Below are 17980 nucleotides of genomic sequence, written 5' to 3' on the forward strand. Positions count from 1 at the left end.
GCAGTCGTCATGGGCTGTCACCCGCTGCTGAACACATAGGCAGTGTGGAGGGAACGCGGGGAAGTGAAACATCTCAGTACCCGCAGGAAGAGAAAACAACCGTGATTCCGGGAGTAGTGGCGAGCGAAACCGGATGAGGCCAAACCGTATACGTGTGAGACCCGGCAGGGGTTGCGTGTGCGGGGTTGTGGGATCTCTCTTCTACGGTCTGCCGGCCGTGGGACGAGTCAGAAACCGTTGATGTAGGCGAAGGACATGCGAAAGGTCCGGCGTAGAGGGTAAGACCCCCGTAGTCGAAACATCAGCGGCTCGTTTGAGAGACACCCAAGTAGCACGGGGCCCGAGAAATCCCGTGTGAATCTGGCGGGACCACCCGCTAAGCCTAAATATTCCCTGGTGACCGATAGCGGATAGTACCGTGAGGGAATGGTGAAAAGTACCGCGGGAGCGGAGTGAAATAGTACCTGAAACCGTGTGCCTACAAGCCGTGGGAGCGTCGCGCAAGGACTTGTCCTTGCGTCGTGACTGCGTGCCTTTTGAAGAATGAGCCTGCGAGTTTGCGGTGTGTTGCGAGGTTAACCCGGGTGGGGAAGCCGTAGCGAAAGCGAGTCCGAACAGGGCGATTTTAGTAGCACGCTCAAGACCCGAAGCGGAGTGATCTAGCCATGGGCAGGTTGAAGCGGAGGTAAGACTTCGTGGAGGACCGAACCCACCAGGGTTGAAAACCTGGGGGATGACCTGTGGTTAGGGGTGAAAGGCCAATCAAACTCCGTGATAGCTGGTTCTCCCCGAAATGCATTTAGGTGCAGCGTCGTGTGTTTCTTGCCGGAGGTAGAGCACTGGATAGGCGATGGGCCCTACCGGGTTACTGACCTTAGCCAAACTCCGAATGCCGGTAAGTGAGAGCGCGGCAGTGAGACTGTGGGGGATAAGCTCCATGGTCGAGAGGGAAACAGCCCAGAGCATCGACTAAGGCCCCTAAGCGTACGCTAAGTGGGAAAGGATGTGGAGTCGCACAGACAACCAGGAGGTTGGCTTAGAAGCAGCCACCCTTGAAAGAGTGCGTAATAGCTCACTGGTCTAGTGATTCCGCGCCGACAATGTAGCGGGGCTCAAGCGTACCGCCGAAGTCGTGTCATTGCAGCAATACGGCCAACGCCGGCTGTGATGGGTAGGGGAGCGTCGTGTGCCGGGTGAAGCAGCCGCGGAAGCGAGTTGTGGACGGTTCACGAGTGAGAATGCAGGCATGAGTAGCGATACAAACGTGAGAAACGTTTGCGCCGATTGACTAAGGGTTCCTGGGTCAAGCTGATCTGCCCAGGGTAAGTCGGGACCTAAGGCGAGGCCGACAGGCGTAGTCGATGGATAACCGGTTGATATTCCGGTACCCGCTGTGAAGCGTCAAACATCGAGCATCGTGATGCTAAGGCCGTGAAGCCGTTCCGGACCCTTCGGGGAAAGGAAAGTGGTGGAGCCGCCGGACCAAGCGGTTAGTAGGTGAGTGATGGGGTGACGCAGGAAGGTAGTCCATCCCGGGCGGTGGTTGTCCCGGGGTAAGGGTGTAGGCCGTGCGATAGGTAAATCCGTCGCACTTGTGGCTGAGACCTGATGCCGAGCCGATTGTGGTGAAGTGGATGATCCTATGCTGTCGAGAAAAGCCTCTAGCGAGTTTCATGGCGGCCCGTACCCTAAACCGACTCAGGTGGTCAGGTAGAGAATACCGAGGCGTTCGGGTGAACTATGGTTAAGGAACTCGGCAAAATGCCCCCGTAACTTCGGGAGAAGGGGGGCCATTCCTGGTGATGGGATTTACTTCCTGAGCTGGGGGTGGCCGCAGAGACCAGCGAGAAGCGACTGTTTACTAAAAACACAGGTCCGTGCGAAGCCGTAAGGCGATGTATACGGACTGACGCCTGCCCGGTGCTGGAACGTTAAGGGGACCGGTTAGCTCCATTTCGGTGGGGCGAAGCTGAGAACTTAAGCGCCAGTAAACGGCGGTGGTAACTATAACCATCCTAAGGTAGCGAAATTCCTTGTCGGGTAAGTTCCGACCTGCACGAATGGCGTAACGACTTCTCGACTGTCTCAACCATAGGCCCGGTGAAATTGCACTACGAGTAAAGATGCTCGTTTCGCGCAGCAGGACGGAAAGACCCCGGGACCTTTACTACAGTTTGATATTGGTGTTCGGTTCGGCTTGTGTAGGATAGCTGGGAGACTGTGAACTCTGGACGCCAGTTCAGGGGGAGTCGTCGTTGAAATACCAGTCTGGTCGTGCTGGATGTCTAACCTGGGTCCGTGATCCGGATCAGGGACAGTGTCTGATGGGTAGTTTAACTGGGGCGGTTGCCTCCTAAAGAGTAACGGAGGCGCCCAAAGGTTCCCTCAGCCTGGTTGGCAATCAGGTGTTGAGTGTAAGTGCACAAGGGAGCTTGACTGTGAGACCGACGGGTCGAGCAGGGACGAAAGTCGGGACTAGTGATCCGGCGGTGGCTTGTGGAAGCGCCGTCGCTCAACGGATAAAAGGTACCCCGGGGATAACAGGCTGATCTTCCCCAAGAGTCCATATCGACGGGATGGTTTGGCACCTCGATGTCGGCTCGTCGCATCCTGGGGCTGGAGTCGGTCCCAAGGGTTGGGCTGTTCGCCCATTAAAGCGGTACGCGAGCTGGGTTTAGAACGTCGTGAGACAGTTCGGTCCCTATCCGCTGTGCGCGTAGGAGTCTTGAGAAGGGCTGTCCCTAGTACGAGAGGACCGGGACGGACGAACCTCTGGTGTGCCAGTTGTCCTGCCAAGGGCATGGCTGGTTGGCTACGTTCGGGAGGGATAACCGCTGAAAGCATCTAAGCGGGAAGCCTGCTTCGAGATGAGGACTCCCACCCCCTTGAGGGGTTAAGGCTCCCAGTAGACGACTGGGTTGATAGGCCGGATCTGGAAGCACCGCAAGGTGTGGAGGTGACCGGTACTAATAGGCCGAGGGCTTGTCCTCAGTTGCTCGCGTCCACTGTGTTAGTTCTGAGGCAACGAACAGTTGCCGGCTTTCGAGCTGAACAGAACAATTGAAGAGTGTGCTTGTTCGCTCGAAACCATTAGGGTTTCGGTGGTCATAGCGTAGGGGAAACGCCCGGTTACATTTCGAACCCGGAAGCTAAGCCTTACAGCGCCGATGGTACTGCAGGGGGGACCCTGTGGGAGAGTAGGACGCCGCCGAACAATCTTTGGAAAGGACCCCTGGTCCCCAGCGTTCAGCTGGGGACCAGGGGTCCTTTCGTTTTTCCAGGACGCACCGGGTACCCGGTTGCGCGAGAATGACTTGCAGTACCGAAGACAGGAGTCACCGATGTCCACCAACTCTCCCGACGACCGACCGGAGCGCGACCAGCGGCGACGGGACAGTGGTGACCGCGGCGACCGGGGCGGTCAGCGCGGGGACCGTGGCGGTTTCCGCCGTGACGACAGCCGTGGCAACGACCGTGGCGGGCAGCGCGGTGGTTTCCGTCGGGATGACCGGCGGGACGATCGTCGGGATGACAGCCGTGGTGGTGGGTTCGCGCGTCGTGACGACCGCGACCGCGACCGTGACCGTGGGCCGCGTCGTGACGACCGTGACCGTGGTGGCGACCGTGGGTTCCGTCGCGATGAGCGCAGCGGTGACCGGCCGCCCTTCCGCCGCGATGACCGCGGCGACCGCGGTGACCGCCCCTCCTTCCGCCGCGACGACCGGAGCGGTGACCGTCCCCCCTTCCGCCGTGACGACCGCGGCGATCGCGGTGACCGTCCCCCCTTCCGCCGTGACGACCGCGGCGATCGCGGTGACCGTCGCGACGACCGTGGCGGCTTCGGCCGGCGTGACGACAGCCGTGGCAACGACCGTGGCGGGCAGCGCGGTGGATTCCGTCGGGACGACCGGCGGGACGACCGTCGGGACGATCGTCGGGATGACAGCCGTGGTGGTGGGTTCGCGCGTCGTGACGACCGCGACCGTGACCGTGGGCCGCGTCGTGACGACCGTGACCGTGGTGGCGACCGTGGGTTCCGTCGCGATGAGCGCAGCGGTGACCGGCCGCCCTTCCGCCGCGATGACCGCGGCGACCGTGGAGACCGTCCGTCCTTCCGCCGTGACGACCGCGGTGACCGCGGTGACCGCGGCGACCGCGGCGACCGCGGCGACCGTCCGTCCTTCCGTCGTGACGACCGCGGTGACCGCGGCGACCGTCCGTCCTTCCGTCGTGACGACCGCGGTGATCGGCCCCCTTACCGTCGTGACGACCGCCGAGACGACCGCCGGGACGACCGTGGCGATCGTGGTGGCTTCCGGCGGGATGACAATCGTGGCGAGCGCGGCGGCTTCGGTCGGCGTGACGACAGTCGCGGTGGTGAGCGTGGTGGGTACCGCGGTCGGGACGACCGCGGGGGCCGTGGGCCGCAGCGTGATGACCGCGGCGGGCGTCCCGGTGGTTTCCGTGGGCGTGACGACCGGCACGGCGGCGGTGGCCGTTTCCGTGAGGAGCGGGACCGGGACCGTGAGCCGATCAAGCGCCTGCCGATTCCCGACGAGGTCACGGGCGACGAGATCGACAAGGACGTACGGCAGGAGCTTCAGAGTCTGCCCAAGACGCTTGCGGAGGACGTCGCCAGGAACCTGGTGATGGTCGCCCGGCTTCTCGACGAGGACCCGGAGGCGGCGTACGCCTACTCCAAGATCGCTCTGCGGCTGGCGTCCCGTGTCGCCGCCGTACGGGAGGCGGGCGGGTTCGCCGCGTACGCCAACCAGAAGTACAGCGAGGCTCTGGCCGAGTTCCGGGCCGCGCGGCGGATGACCGGGTCCGTCGAGCTGTGGCCGGTCATGGCCGACTGCGAGCGTGGGCTCGGCCGGCCGGAGAAGGCGCTGGACATGGCCGGCGCCGCCGAGGTGCACAAGCTGGACAAGGCCGGTCAGGTCGAGATGCGGCTTGTCGCGGCCGGCGCCCGGCGTGACATGGGGCAGCTGGACGCGGCCATCGTGACGCTGCAGAGCCCCGAGTTGGCCTCCAACTCCGTACAGCCCTGGACCGCGCGACTGCGGTACGCCTACGCCGACGCGCTGCTGGCCGCGGGCCGGGAGCAGGAGGCGCGGGAGTGGTTCGCGAAGGCCGTCGAGTCCGACCGGGACGGCAGCACGGATGCCTCCGACCGCCTCGCCGAGCTGGACGGCGTCGAGTTCATGGACGCCCTTGACGAGGAGCGCGAGGGCGAGCGCGGCGTGGAGAGCCCCTCCGCCGAGGACAGGGACGCGGACAAGGACGTGGACGGCGAGAAGGACTGACGTCCATGGCGTGATGACGAAGGGGCGGGACCGGCGTACGGTCCCGCCCCTTCGTCGTGTCGGCTCACCGGTCCAGCGTGCGCAGTACCAGGCCGGAGGCCGGCTTCGGGCCGAAGGACGTCGACTTGCGGGGCATCGTGACGCCCTGTTGGGCCAGTTCGCGGACGACCTCTTCACGGACCGGGTGCATCAGTACCGCCGTGCCGCCGTCGCGTTCGGCCTTCTCGACGGTGGCCGCCGTGTGGTGGATGTAGGAGATGTGGGCGGCGGAGTCGTCCGGGATGTGCCAGACGTGGGCGAGGAGGGTGGCGTGCAGGACCGTGGCGTCCAGGGTGCGCCAGGCCTCGGGGCGGTCGGTGGGGACCGTGCGGGCCAGCAGGCCGGGGTCCGGCCGGTCGACGAGATGGAAGGCGCCGTCGCCGGCGAGCAGGAAGGCGTTGCCCGCCTCGGCCGCCTTCGCCAGGGCGTCCATGGACTCGGCCCGCGGCGTGTCGAGGCGTCGGACGCGGAAGTGGCCGTCCAGGGCCGCCACGGCGTCGCTCACCGGGAGGTCGTGCAGCAGGCGGTGGATGGCGCGGACCCGGAGCGGGTAGCGGGCCGTGTCGACCAGGAGGACCAGGCCGTGGTCCCAGGGGCTGGGGGAAGGGTGCTCCGCGCGGAGCGTGCGATAGGTCGCCCAGCGGTGGTGGCCGTCGGCGATGAGGGCCTGGTGCCGCGCCAGCTCGGACCGGACGCGGGACAGGTCGTCGGGGTCCGTCACCGACCACAGGCGGTGGCAGAAGCCGTCCTCCGTGGTCGTCGAGAGCAGCGGGGGCTGTTCGGCGGTGCGTTCCACGACGGTGGTCGTGGCCGCGGTGGGGCCGCCACCGCGGTAGGTGAGGAGCAGGGGTTCGAGGTTCGCCCAGGTGGCCCGCATGAGCGCCGCGCGGTCGGCGACGACGTGCGGCATGACGTCCTCGTGCGGCAGGACGACCTGCTCCGACGGGTCCGACACGCGCAGGGCGCCGATGATGCCGCGTTGCAGCATGCCGTCGCCGTCGCGTTGTTCGTAGACGTACAGGCCCGGTTCGGGGTCGGCGGTCAGGACGCCCTCGGCCATCCAGCGCCGCAGGGTGTGGGCGGCCTGGTCGTTGCGCGCCTCGGGGGTGGCGGCCTGGGGCAGGATCAGCCGGACGATGTTGTACGGGTCGGCGGACTCGAGGTGGAGCAGGCCGTCGGGGCGGACCACGACGTCGTAGGGCGGGGACGTCACGGCGGCCAGGCTGCCGACCCGGTCGGGGTCGTAGCGGAGGCCTCGGAACGGGGTGAGTTCCAGGCCCCGGCGCGCCGTTGCTTCCGGGTGACCTGCAGTGTTCATCCCGGCATCGTACGTGTGTCAGTGGCATGGGGGATGATCGGGGGAAAGGCGTCGAACGAGGAGCGATGTGCAATGAGCCGGAGCGTCAGGACGAGGCCCGAGGGCAGTGGGCGGGGCCTGAGCGAGGCGTACGACACGGCGCTGCTCGACCTGGACGGCGTGGTGTACGCAGGGGGTAACGCGATCGCTCACGCGGTCGACTCGCTCGCCACGGCCCGCGCGGGCGGCATGCGTCTGGCGTACGTCACGAACAACGCGCTCCGGACCCCTGACGCGGTCGCCGAGCATCTGACCGAGCTGGGCATACCGACGGGTGCCGACGACGTCATCACCTCGGCCCAGGCGGTGGCCCGGCTGATCGCCGAGCAGGTGCCGTCGGGGGCGCGGGTGCTGGTGATCGGCGGCGACGGGCTGCGGGTGGCGCTGCGGGAGCGCGGCCTGGAGCCCGTGGAGTCCGCGGAGGACGATCCGGCGGCCGTCGTGCAGGGATTCGGCGGGCCCGAGCTGCCGTGGGGGCGCTTCGCGGAGGCCTGCTACGCCATCGCGCGCGGTGTGCCGTGGTACGCCTCCAACACCGACCTGACGATCCCGGGCGCCCGCGGGATCGCGCCGGGCAACGGCGCGGCGGTGGAGGTCGTGCGGATCGCCACCGGCGCCGATCCGCAGGTCGCGGGGAAGCCGTTGCCTCCCATGCACCGGGAGACGATCCTGCGCACCGGCGCGCAGCGGCCGTTGGTGGTGGGCGACCGGCTGGACACGGACATCGAGGGCGCGTTCAACGGCGAGGTGGACTCGCTGCTCGTCCTGACCGGCGTGACCGACGGGGCACAGCTCCTGGCGGCACCGCCGCAGCACCGGCCGACGTATGTCGACGCCGATCTGCGCGGGCTGCTCACCGGGCAGCCGGAGGTCACGGGCGGCGGAGACGGGGACGCCGGGTTCCGTTGCGGTGGCTGGACGGCCACGGCCGGCGAGGAGCGGCTGGAGCTGGAGGGCGACGGCGCGGCGCTGGACGGGTTGCGTGCGCTGTGCGCGGCGGCCTGGACGGCGGGCGGGGAGGCCGGGTGCGGACTGGACTCGGGGAAGGCGTTGGCGCGACTGGGGTTGTGAGCCGTCGTACGGGGCAGGAGCCCGGCCGCGGGCGGAGCGAGGAAAGATCCTCGGGATCGTGATCGATTGGCAGGGTAGGCTAACCTAACTGCGTGTTGGTCGACAGTCCCCCCGAACAGCGCGCGGAGACCGCCCCCGCGCCGCCCCCCAAGCGCCGTGTCCTGCGTGCCGTCGGGCTGCCCGTCTCGGCGGCGGTCCTGGTGCTCATCGCGTTGACGAGTATCGCGATCGGCGCGAAGGACCTGTCGCTGGCGCAGGTCTGGCACGGCCTGTTCCACGACTCGGGCACGTACGGCGACGTCGTGGTGAGCGAACGGCTGTCGCGGACCGTGCTCGGTCTGCTCGCCGGTGCCGCGCTCGGCCTCGCGGGCGCCGTACTGCAGGCGCTCACCCGTAATCCGCTGGCCGATCCCGGGCTGCTCGGCATCAACGCGGGCGCCTCCGCCGCGGTCGTCACGGCCATCACCTTCTTCGGCGTCACCTCGCTGACCGGGTACGTGTGGTTCGCCTTCGCCGGTGCGGCGGGGGTCGGCGCGCTGGTCTGGTTCCTGGGCGGCAGCCGGGGGGCCACGCCGGTGCGGCTGGTGCTGGCCGGCACCGCGATCAGCGCCGCGCTCTTCGGCTACCTCCAGGCCGTGATGATCATGGACGACGCGGCGCTGGGCAGGATGCGTTTCTGGACGGTCGGTTCGCTCTCGTCGGCGACGAACGGCACCATCAAGGAGGTGCTCCCGTTCTTCGTGGCGGGCACGGTCCTGGCCCTCGCGCTCTCCCGGCCGCTCAACGCGATGGAGATGGGCGACGACACCGCCAGGGCCCTCGGCGCCAATCTCAACCGCACCCGGGCGCTGTCCATGCTCGCCGCGACGGTGCTGTGCGGGGCAGCGACCGCCGCCTGCGGGCCGATCGTGTTCGTCGGACTGATGGTCCCGCACATCGTCCGCTCCTTCACCGGGCCCGACATGCGCTGGATCCTGCCGTACGCCGCGATCCTGTCGCCCGTACTGCTGCTGGGCGCGGACGTCCTCGGCCGGATCGTCGCACGGCCCTCGGAGCTCCAGGTCGGCATCGTCACCGCCGTCCTGGGCGGGCCGGTCTTCATCTATCTCGTACGACGGCGGAGGACGGCACAGCTGTGAAGACCGGGAAGACCGTGAAGACCAACCGTGCGGTGCGAAGCCCCGGTGGGCTCTCGTTCCGGCTGGACGTCCGGGCCACCGTCGTCGTCGCGCTGCTGCTGGTCGTCGCGTTGGCGGCGAGCGTCGTACTCATCGGCACGGGCGACTTCGAGATACCGGCCGCCGACGTGCTCAGGACTCTCGTCGGCGAGGGCAACGCCAGTCAGGAGTTCATCGTCAACGAACTGCGGCTGCCGCGGGTCCTGGTCGGGCTGCTGGTCGGCGCCGCGCTGGGGATGGGCGGTGCGCTGTTCCAGGCCATCTCGCGCAACCCGCTCGGCAGCCCGGACGTGCTCGGCCTCGGACAGGGCGCGACGGCCGGCGCCCTCACGATGATCGTCCTGTTCTCCGGCAGCTCGGCGCAGGTCACCGTCGGTGCGCTCGTGGGCGGCCTGGTGACCGGCCTCGCCATCTATCTGCTCGCCTGGAAGCGGGGCGTGCACGGGTACCGGCTGGTCCTGGTCGGAATCGGCATGTCCGCGATCGTCACGGCGGTCAACGGCTATCTGCTGACCCGTGCGGACATCGTCGACGCCTCCCGCGCCGTCGTCTGGATGACCGGCTCCCTCAACGGCCGTGACTGGGACCATGTCTGGCCCCTGCTCGCGCTGTGCGCCGTGCTCGTCCCGCTCGTTCTCACCAACGGACGGGCGCTGCGGATGATGGAGATGGGCGATGACGTCTCGTACGCCCTGGGAGTGCGCGTCGAGCGCGTACGGGCGCTGCTGATGGTGGCCGCCGTGCTGCTCACCGCCGCCGCCACCGCCGCCGCGGGGCCGGTCGCCTTCGTCGCGCTGACCGCGCCGCAGCTCGCCCGGCGCCTGACCCGCTCGCCCGGCCCCAACCTGCTGCCGTCCGTGTGCATGGGCGCCGCCCTGCTGGTCAGTGCCGACTGGATCTCGCAGCGGGCCTTCGGCGCCGACCAGCTGCCCGTGGGCGTGGTCACCGGCGTACTCGGCGGCGTCTACCTGCTGTGGCTGCTGGTCACCGAGCGCAAGGCGGGCCGGATATGAGCGCCGGTGCCGGTACCCGCGGCGGCCTGAACAACCACGGGACCCGCAGCGGCCTGAACAACCAAAGGAGCAACGTGAGCCGCCTGACCGCCGAGAACGTCACCCTCGCCTACGACCAGCGGGTCATCGCGGAGAAGCTGTCGGTGGAGATACCCGACAACTCCTTCACCGTGATCGTCGGCCCCAACGCGTGCGGCAAGTCCACCCTGCTGCGGGCCCTGTCGCGGATGCTCAAGCCCACCCAGGGCCGTGTGCTGCTGGACGGATCGGTCATCCAGTCGATGCCCGCCAAGCACGTCGCGCGGACCCTCGGCCTGCTGCCGCAGTCGTCCATCGCGCCCGACGGGATCACCGTCGGCGACCTCGTCGGCCGGGGCCGCTACCCGCACCAGGGCATCCTGCGCCAGTGGTCGACCGAGGACGAGCGGGTCGTCCAGGAGTCGATGGCCCAGACCGGCATCTCGGAACTCGCCGAGCGGTACGTCGACGAACTCTCCGGCGGTCAGCGCCAGCGCGTGTGGATCGCCATGGCGCTCGCCCAGCAGACCCCGCTGCTGCTGCTCGACGAGCCGACGACGTACCTGGACATCCAGCACCAGATCGACGTCCTCGACCTCTGTGCGGAACTCCACGAGGAGCAGGGCCGCACGCTCGTGGCCGTCCTGCACGACCTCAACCACGCCGCCCGGTACGCCACCCACCTCATCGCCCTGCGCGACGGGGAGATCATCGCCGAGGGCGCGCCGAAGGACATCGTCACGGCCGAACTCGTCGAGCGCGTCTTCGGGCTGCGCTGCCAGGTCATCGACGACCCGGAGACGGGTACGCCGCTCGTGGTGCCGGCCGCGCGCGGGACGCGGGGCGCGGCAGCGGGCGGCCGGCCGGAGAAGGTGGCGGCTACAAAAGCTTCCTGAGACGGAACAGGTCGCGCAGGCCCGCCTCCAGCTTCACCCGGCCTGAGCCCCAGGCCTTGGCGAAGTTCAGCTCGCCGCCGACCAGGGCCACCAGGTCGTCGCCGGTCATCGCCAGCCTGATCTCGGCCTTCTCCCGCGGCGGCCCCTCAACGGTCTCGCGCACGTCGATCCGGCCGTCCGCCATGCGTCCGGCGAAGGTGACGTCCAGGTCGGTGATGTGGCAGCTCACCGAGCGGTCCAGCTCGGCGGCCGACCGCGCGTCCCCTTCGGCGCTGCGCATGTTGTCCGAGAGCTTGTCGAGTGCGGCGCGGCACTCCTCAGTCGTCGCCATCGGGACCGACCGTACCGCAGCGGTACGCGGTAGCGTCGGGGCATGAGCGACGCAGTACCGGAGCCGGTGGCACGGGAAACCGACGGGGGCCCGTCCGAGGCGCGGGCGCCGGAGCACGACCCCGCCGCGCCCGCCCCCCTCGACGTCCCCCGCGCCCCCACCGGAAACGCCGAGGTGGACGCCCGGCTGGCGCGGCTGGCCGACGCCGACCACCTGGCCACGGACGGACATGTCGAGGTGTACGAGGATGTACACCGGGGGCTGCGCGACGCGCTCACCGCGCTCGACGCCCGCCCGGGACCTCCGGTGCCCCCATCGCAGCACGAAAACAGGAGCTGAACCGAACGTGGCAGGAGTCGCACGCCGCCGTCTCGACGCGGAGCTGGTCCGCCGCAAGCTGGCGCGCTCGCGCGAGCACGCCAGCCAGCTGATCGCCGCCGGGCGGGTCACCGTCGGCAAGGCCGTCGCGACCAAGCCCGCCACGCAGGTGGAGACCGCCGCCGCGATCGTGGTGACCTCCGACGACAGCGACCCCGACTACGTCTCGCGCGGCGGCCACAAGCTCGCCGGCGCCCTCGATGCCTTCGTACCGCAGGGGCTCGTCGTCGAGGGGCGGCGGGCGCTGGACGCCGGCGCGTCCACCGGAGGCTTCACCGACGTACTGCTGCGATCGGGCGCCGCGCACGTCGTCGCCGTCGACGTCGGTTACGGACAACTCGCCTGGTCTCTCCAGCAGGATGAACGCGTCACCGTCAAGGACCGTACGAACGTACGCGAGTTGACGCCGGAAGCGATCGATGGGGAGCCCGTGGACCTTGTCGTGGGGGATCTGTCCTTCATCCCGCTCGGGCTGGTACTGCCCGCCCTGGTGCGGTGCACGCGGCCGGACGCCGATCTGGTGATGATGGTGAAGCCGCAGTTCGAGGTGGGCAAGGAGCGGCTGGGCAGCGGGGGAGTGGTACGCAGTGCGCAGCTGCGGGCCGAGGCCGTACGGGGAGTCGCCCGCAGGGCCTGGGAACTGGGACTCGGAGTGAAGGGGGTCACCGCCAGTCCGCTGCCCGGTCCCTCCGGGAACGTCGAGTACTTTCTGTGGCTGCGGGCCGGGGCCGGTGAACTGGACCCGGCCGACGTTGACCGTGCAGTGGCGGAGGGGCCGCGTTGACACAGAACCGAGCTCGTACTGTTTTCCTGCTCGCCCACACCGGGCGTCCCGCGGCCATCCGCAGCGCGGAGCTCGTGGTCAAGGGGCTGCTGAACGCCGGGCTCGGGGTGCGCGTCCTGGAGGCCGAGGCGTGCGACCTGCCGCTGCCGGGCGAGGTGGAGCTGGTCGGGGAGGCCACCCCGCAGTGCCTCGACGGGTGCGAGCTGCTGATCGTGCTGGGCGGTGACGGGACCCTGCTGCGCGGCGCCGAGTTCGCCCGCGCGTCCGGGGTGCCGATGCTCGGCGTCAACCTCGGCCGGGTCGGCTTCCTCGCGGAGGCCGAGCGCGACGACCTCGACAAGGTCGTCGACCGGGTGGTGAACCGGGCGTACGAGGTCGAGGAGCGGATGACCGTCGACGTCGTCGTGCACCGCAACGGCGACATCGTGCACACCGACTGGGCGCTGAACGAGGCCGCCGTGCAGAAGGCCGGCGCCGAGAAGCTGCTCGAAGTCGTGCTGGAGATCGACGGGCGGCCGGTGACCGGGTTCGGCTGCGACGGCATCGTGCTGTCGACGCCGACCGGGTCGACGGCGTACGCCTTCTCCGCCGGAGGGCCGGTGGTGTGGCCCGAGGTCGAGGCGCTGCTGATGGTGCCGATCAGCGCACACGCGCTGTTCGCGAAGCCCTTGGTGACCTCGCCGGATTCCGTGCTCGCGGTGGAGGTGCTGCCCCATATTCCGCCGGGCGTGCTGTGGTGCGACGGGCGGCGGACGGTGGACCTGCCGCCGGGGGCCCGGGTGGAGGTGCGGCGGGGAGCGGTGCCGGTGCGGCTGGCGCGGCTGCACCACGCGTCGTTCACGGATCGTCTGGTCGCGAAGTTCGCGTTGCCGGTGTCGGGGTGGCGCGGGGCGCCGCACTAGCGGACTCGATGGGGTGGTTCCGTACATCGCGGGCCGCGGGCGCGTCGTGGCTGGTCGCGCCCCGCGGCGCAGCCGCTATCAGCACAGTCCCGCGCCCCTGGCTGCGTGCACTGCCCCGGCGTGACAGGGGCGGCCTGTGTGCGCTTCCCCGCTCGGACCTCGTATGGTCGTGTCCGTGCTTGAGGAGATGCGGATACGGTCGCTCGGAGTCATCGACGACGCCGTGGTCGAGCTGTCGCCCGGGTTCACCGCTGTCACCGGTGAGACGGGTGCCGGCAAGACCATGGTGGTCACCAGCCTGGGGCTGCTGCTGGGCGGACGCGCGGACGCGGCGCTCGTGCGGATCGGGGCGAAGAACGCGGTCGTCGAGGGGCGGATCGCCGTGCCCGGGGACGCAGCGGTCGCCGTCCGGGCCGAGGAGGCCGGGGCCGAGCTGGACGACGGGGCGCTGCTGATCAGCCGTACCGTTTCCGCCGAGGGGCGGTCGCGCGCGCACCTGGGCGGGCGGTCCGTGCCCGTGGGGATGCTCGCCGAGCTGGCCGACGAACTGGTGGCCGTGCACGGGCAGACCGACCAGCAGGGGCTGCTCAAACTGTCCCGCCAGCGGCAGGCCCTGGACCGGTACGCGGGTGACGCGGTCGCCGGACCGCTCGCCAAGTACGCCGAGGCCTACCGGCGGCTGCGGGCCGTCGCCACGGAGCTGGACGAGATCACCACGCGCGCGCGTGAGCGCGCCCAGGAAGCCGATCTGCTGCGCTACGGCCTCGACGAGGTGTCGGCCGTCGAGCCGCGGGCCGGCGAGGACGTGGAGCTGGCCGAGGAGGCGGAGCGGCTGGGCCACGCCGAGGCGCTCGCGTCGGCCGCCACGGCCGCTCACGCCGCTCTGGCGGGCAATCCGGAGGACCCCGAGGGCGTGGACGCGGCGACGCTCGTCGCGGGCGCGCAGCGGGCCCTGGACGCCGTGCGGTCGCACGACCCGGCGCTGGCCGCGCTCGCCGAGCGGATCGGCGAGGTCGGGATCCTGCTGCGCGACGTGGCCGGGGAACTGGCCGGATACGCCGATGACCTGGACGCCGACCCGCTGCGGCTGGCGGCGGTCGAGGAGCGCCGGGCCGCGCTCACCGCGTTGACGCGGAAGTACGGCGAGGACGTCGCCGCCGTGCTGACCTGGGCCGAACAGAGCGCCGCGCGGGTGACCGAGCTGGACGGCGACGACGAGCGGATCGGCGAGCTGACCGCCGAACGGGACGCGCTCCGGGCGGAACTGGGCGGACTGGCGCAGGCCCTGACGGACGCGCGGACGGACGCCGCCGAGCGGTTCGCTGCCGCGGTGACCGCCGAGCTGGCCTCGCTCGCCATGCCGCACGCGCGTGTGTCGTTCGAGATCCGGCAGACCGAGGACCCGGAGGGCGTGGAGGTCGGCGGACGCACGGTCGCGTACGGGCCGTCGGGCGCCGACGAGGTCGAGCTGCTGCTCGCCCCGCATCCCGGCGCGCCGCCGCGGCCGATCGCCAAGGGGGCGTCCGGCGGTGAGCTGTCGCGCGTGATGCTGGCCGTGGAGGTCGTGTTCGCGGGCACGGACCCGGTGCCGACGTACCTCTTCGACGAGGTGGACGCCGGTGTCGGCGGCAAGGCGGCGGTGGAGATCGGTCGGCGCCTCGCGCGCCTCGCGAGGAGCGCGCAGGTCGTGGTCGTCACGCATCTGCCGCAGGTGGCCGCGTTCGCCGACCGGCAGCTGCTGGTGGAGAAGACGAACGACGGCTCGGTGACCCGGTCCGGCGTCAAGGTACTGGAGGGCGAGGACCGGATCCGCGAACTGTCCCGCATGCTCGCCGGCCAGGAGGACTCGGAGACGGCCCGGGCCCACGCGGAGGAACTGCTCGCGACGGCACGGTCGGACGCGTAGGCCTGGCCGGCGGGCTGGGGCGCGGGACGTCGGCGGCGCCTGGTCGGCGGCCCGTCGGCGCCGCGGGTGGACGGCACCGGGTGCACGCACCCGCAGGGTGGAGCCGGCGATGGCGTCAGCCGCCGGGGCGGGCGGCGCGGTGCGGTCGACGCCGAGCCGGTACGCCCGTCGGGCCCGGTGGCCGTCGGGCCGCTGGGTCCGGTGACCGGGCTGTGGGGCGACAGTGCCTTCCGGTGGCTGCGCCCGGTTGTCGGTGTTGGCCTGGGCCGTCTTCGGGCGCCGGGTGCCGGATTGGGGTGGGGTTCCGGGCGGGCTGCCGCTCCGGCGGCCGGTGGTGTGGGGCGGCCGGGGTGGTTCTCCGTGGCTGCGGCTGCGGCTGCGGCTGCGGCTTCGGGGGCCGGGGCCGCGTTTTGGGGGTGTCGGCTCCGCATTGGGGCGGTGCCGGTCTGCTGATCCGGCGCCCGGTTTCGCGGGATGGCTGGGATTTCTGTGGCTGCGCCCGGTCCTGGTCGTTGGTCCGGGGCTGCTTTCGGAGTGTCGGCTTCGGGGGCCGGGGCCGCCCTTCCGGGGTGTCCGCTCCGGATGGGCACGGTGCCGGTTCGCTGGTTCGGTGCTGGGGTGCTTTCGGCGGAAGGGGGGGTCGCCGGGGTCCCGTAGGGTGGCCCGATGATCGACCGCGCTCGCCGGAACGGCTCCTCCTTCGCCCTCGCCACCGTGCTCGCGCGGACCGGCCTGTCCGCGCTGCGCGCCACGGCGCCGGGCGGCCGGGAACGCTGGGAACGGAAGAACCACGCCGGGCGGACCGTGGATCTGTACGCCGGGCCCGCGACCGCCGTGGCGGCGGCGGTGGGGACGGCGCGGGTGCGGCCCGTCGCCGGGTTCGCCGTGCTCGCCGCCGGGGCCTGCGGGGCCTACGACGACGCGGTGGGCGCCGGGGACCCCCGGCGCGGGTTCCGGGCGCATCTGTCGGCGCTGCGGGACGGCGAGGTCACCAGCGGGGCGGTGAAGCTGCTGGGGATCTCCGCGGCCGGGCTCGCCGCGGGCGCGGTGCTGAAGGAACGGCCGTTGGACAAGGTGCTCGCGGGCGTCGTCATCGCGGGGGCCGCGCACTTCGTCAACCTCGTGGACGTACGCCCCGGGCGGGCCGGAGCGGCGGTCCTCGCGCTCGGGGCGCCGGGGATGCTGCGCAAGGGACCCGAAGCGGAGACGGCCGCCGCCGCCATGGGTGCCGCCGCGGCCGTACTGCCGGACGACATCGCCGAGCGGACGATGCTCGGTGACACGGGAGCGCACGCGCTGGGCGCGGCCCTGGGCGTCGCGGTGGTGGCCGGGAACGGCCGGGCGGCGCTCGCCGCGCACGCCGTCGCACTCGTGGCCGCGGCGGCGTACGGGGAGAGGGTGAGCGAGGCGGCACGCTCACTCGTGTGAGTGAACCGACCCCGTCCCGTTGCCCCGAGGGCCGCCCGCACGGGACGGTCGTCGTTCCCGGAACACCCGTACGGCCTGGCATCCTTGACGGAGTAACGCGCTGGAAACCGCGCGGCGCGCCCTCTCCGCACCGTCCTTCTGTACGTTCTTCGTGACCGTCCCCAGCCGAACCAGGAGTTCCCGGCCACGTGACCCCCGTGAGCAGCCACTCACCGCACGGCCACTCGCCGCTGCGCACCGTGCAGGTGCTGGGCGGCGGCAACGCCGGCAGTAGCACGCACGTGCGCTCCCTGGCCGCGGGGCTCGTCGCACGGGGCGTGAAAGTGACGGTGTGCGCCCCCGCCGATGCGGAACGCACCTACGACTTCACGGGCGCCGGAGCCGACCACGTGCACGTGCCGCGCAGCAGCGACCCCGTTTCCGTTGCCGCGCTGCGGGCGGTGTGCGCGGACGCCGACCTGGTGCACGCGCACGGGCTGCACGCCTCCTTCCGCGCCGCACTGGCCCTCGGCGGCCGCCGGGTCCGCACTCCGCTCGTCGTCACCTGGCACGACCGGGTCCATGCCGAAGGAGCGCGCGCCCAACTGCTGCGCGTCCTGGAACGACGGGTGATGAAGGCCGCCACCGTGGTGCTCGGCGCCACCTCGGAACTGGTCGACCGGGCGCGGCGAACCGGCGCGCGGGACGCCCGGCTCGGCCCCGTCGCGCTCCCCGCCCGCCCGTGCCGGCCGGCCGAACCCGACGACCCCGACCGGCGGCGCCCGAAGATCCGGGCCGAACTCGGCGCCATCGGCCGCCCGTTGCTGATCGCCGTCGGCTCCCTGGAGCGGCACCGGGGCTACGACGTCCTGCTCGACGCCGCCCGTGTCTGGCGCCGGCTCGACCCGGTACCGCTGGTCGTCGTCGCCGGGGAGGGCCCGCTGCGCGCGGAGTTGCAGCGGCGGATCGAGGACGAGGGCCTGCCGGTGGTGCTCATCGGCAGCCGCGACGACGTCACCGACCTCCTGGCCGCGGCCGACCTCGCCCTGCTGCCGAGCCGCCGGGAGTCGCGCTCCGTCCTCGCCCAGGAGGCGCTCCACGCGCGCGTGCCGCTCGTCGCGAGCGAGGTGGGCGGTATCCCCGAACTCGTCGGCGACGCCGCCGAACTCGTCCCGGACGGGGACGCGGAGGCCCTCGCGGACACCGTCGTCGGGCTGCTCGCCGACCCGGGCCGGTGCGAGGAGCTGAAGGACCGGGGCGTACGGCAGGCGGCCACCTGGCCGACCGAGGACGAGACCGTCGCCCAGGTCCTCAGCGTCTACGACGAGTTGACGCAGCCCACGCCGCTGCTCTAGGGGGTGTCGTTTGGATCTTGCCGGGGTCGCGGGTCAGTC

Annotated in this window: 14 protein-coding genes and 2 rRNA genes (1 of these 16 cut by a window edge); 13 read left to right on the forward strand and 3 right to left on the reverse strand. The window is 70.6% G+C overall.

Annotated elements, in window-relative coordinates; genetic code table 11:
* Both RI578_RS30515 and rrf read left to right on the forward strand, forming a co-directional pair.
* Positions 1-2990: ribosomal RNA gene (locus RI578_RS30515) — 23S ribosomal RNA — on the forward strand (it extends 131 nt beyond the left edge of the window).
* 107 nt (positions 2991-3097) lie between these two features.
* A 5S ribosomal RNA gene (gene rrf, locus RI578_RS30520) occupies positions 3098-3214 on the forward strand.
* A 121-nt stretch (positions 3215-3335) separates the two neighbouring features.
* On the opposite strand, the gene RI578_RS30525 is transcribed toward rrf, so the two are convergent.
* Positions 3336-4484, reverse strand: coding sequence for a hypothetical protein (locus RI578_RS30525; protein WP_310875996.1), 1149 nt, complete (start codon positions 4482-4484; stop codon positions 3336-3338).
* A gap of 57 nt (positions 4485-4541) precedes the next feature.
* Between RI578_RS30525 and RI578_RS30530 the strand changes: the two genes are divergently transcribed.
* Positions 4542-5306 carry a tetratricopeptide repeat protein gene (locus RI578_RS30530; RefSeq protein WP_310875901.1) on the forward strand — a complete coding sequence of 255 codons (765 nt, stop codon included), beginning with the start codon at positions 4542-4544 and terminating at the stop codon, positions 5304-5306.
* A gap of 64 nt (positions 5307-5370) precedes the next feature.
* On the opposite strand, the gene RI578_RS30535 is transcribed toward RI578_RS30530, so the two are convergent.
* Complete coding sequence (locus tag RI578_RS30535; RefSeq protein ID WP_310874075.1) at positions 5371-6663, reverse strand: DUF1015 domain-containing protein; 1293 nt, start codon at positions 6661-6663, stop codon at positions 5371-5373.
* Between the two features lie 72 nt (positions 6664-6735).
* On the opposite strand from RI578_RS30535, the gene RI578_RS30540 reads away from it, so the two are divergent.
* The 4 genes from RI578_RS30540 (at position 6736) to RI578_RS30555 (ending at position 10878) form a co-directional block, all read left to right on the forward strand.
* Positions 6736-7773, forward strand: coding sequence for an HAD hydrolase-like protein (locus RI578_RS30540; RefSeq protein ID WP_310874076.1), 1038 nt, complete (start codon positions 6736-6738; stop codon positions 7771-7773).
* Between the two features lie 92 nt (positions 7774-7865).
* Positions 7866-8912, forward strand: coding sequence for an iron chelate uptake ABC transporter family permease subunit (locus RI578_RS30545; RefSeq protein WP_310874077.1), 1047 nt, complete (start codon positions 7866-7868; stop codon positions 8910-8912).
* 14 nt (positions 8913-8926) lie between these two features.
* A complete protein-coding gene (locus tag RI578_RS30550; protein ID WP_310875902.1) occupies positions 8927-9964 on the forward strand; it encodes an iron chelate uptake ABC transporter family permease subunit in 1038 nt (345 codons plus the stop codon).
* Positions 9961-10878, forward strand: coding sequence for an ABC transporter ATP-binding protein (locus tag RI578_RS30555; protein WP_310874078.1), 918 nt, complete (start codon positions 9961-9963; stop codon positions 10876-10878). Before RI578_RS30550 ends, RI578_RS30555 begins: the two co-directional genes overlap by 4 nt.
* On the opposite strand, the gene RI578_RS30560 is transcribed toward RI578_RS30555, so the two are convergent.
* Positions 10862-11209: an SCP2 sterol-binding domain-containing protein gene (locus RI578_RS30560; protein ID WP_310874079.1), complete on the reverse strand. Its 348-nt coding sequence runs from the start codon at positions 11207-11209 to the stop codon at positions 10862-10864. The genes RI578_RS30555 and RI578_RS30560 overlap by 17 nt on opposite strands.
* Before the next feature lie 42 nt (positions 11210-11251).
* On the opposite strand from RI578_RS30560, the gene RI578_RS30565 reads away from it, so the two are divergent.
* The 6 genes from RI578_RS30565 to RI578_RS30590 all read left to right on the forward strand — a co-directional run bounded on the left by RI578_RS30565 (position 11252) and on the right by RI578_RS30590 (position 17941).
* Entirely contained in the window at positions 11252-11548 is a 297-nt protein-coding gene (locus RI578_RS30565) for a hypothetical protein (RefSeq protein ID WP_310874080.1), read from the forward strand.
* A gap of 7 nt (positions 11549-11555) precedes the next feature.
* Positions 11556-12371 (forward strand): hemolysin, encoded by an 816-nt coding sequence (locus RI578_RS30570; protein WP_310874081.1) that lies wholly within the window; start codon positions 11556-11558, stop codon positions 12369-12371.
* Positions 12368-13273: an NAD kinase gene (locus RI578_RS30575; protein ID WP_121746136.1), complete on the forward strand. Its 906-nt coding sequence runs from the start codon at positions 12368-12370 to the stop codon at positions 13271-13273. The genes RI578_RS30570 and RI578_RS30575 overlap by 4 nt, the downstream gene beginning before the upstream one ends.
* Positions 13274-13436: 163 nt before the next feature.
* The gene (gene recN / locus RI578_RS30580; RefSeq protein ID WP_310874082.1) at positions 13437-15179 is read left to right on the forward strand and encodes a DNA repair protein RecN; all 1743 of its coding nucleotides are present in this window, start codon (positions 13437-13439) and stop codon (positions 15177-15179) included.
* A gap of 666 nt (positions 15180-15845) precedes the next feature.
* Positions 15846-16607, forward strand: coding sequence for a hypothetical protein (locus RI578_RS30585; protein ID WP_310874083.1), 762 nt, complete (start codon positions 15846-15848; stop codon positions 16605-16607).
* A 188-nt stretch (positions 16608-16795) separates the two neighbouring features.
* Positions 16796-17941, forward strand: a complete 1146-nt coding sequence (locus RI578_RS30590) for a glycosyltransferase family 4 protein (protein WP_310874084.1) — start codon at positions 16796-16798, stop codon at positions 17939-17941.
* Positions 17942-17980: the final 39 nt, after the last annotated feature.

The sequence above is a fragment of the Streptomyces sp. BB1-1-1 genome (genome assembly GCF_031597775.1).
GTDB classification, from domain to species: Bacteria; Actinomycetota; Actinomycetes; order Streptomycetales; family Streptomycetaceae; genus Streptomyces; species Streptomyces thinghirensis.

Excerpts from the sequence above, each read along its gene's own strand:
- RI578_RS30585 (WP_310874083.1), top strand. The coding sequence starts at position 15,846 with ATGATCGACCGCGCTCGCCGGAACGGCTCCTCCTTCGCCCTCGCCACC.
- RI578_RS30565 (WP_310874080.1), top strand. The coding sequence starts at position 11,252 with ATGAGCGACGCAGTACCGGAGCCGGTGGCACGGGAAACCGACGGGGGC.
- RI578_RS30540 (WP_310874076.1), top strand. The coding sequence starts at position 6,736 with ATGAGCCGGAGCGTCAGGACGAGGCCCGAGGGCAGTGGGCGGGGCCTG.
- RI578_RS30560 (WP_310874079.1), bottom strand. The coding sequence starts at position 11,209 with ATGGCGACGACTGAGGAGTGCCGCGCCGCACTCGACAAGCTCTCGGAC.
- RI578_RS30555 (WP_310874078.1), top strand. The coding sequence starts at position 9,961 with ATGAGCGCCGGTGCCGGTACCCGCGGCGGCCTGAACAACCACGGGACC.
- recN (WP_310874082.1), top strand. The coding sequence starts at position 13,437 with ATGGTCGTGTCCGTGCTTGAGGAGATGCGGATACGGTCGCTCGGAGTC.
- RI578_RS30535 (WP_310874075.1), bottom strand. The coding sequence starts at position 6,663 with ATGAACACTGCAGGTCACCCGGAAGCAACGGCGCGCCGGGGCCTGGAA.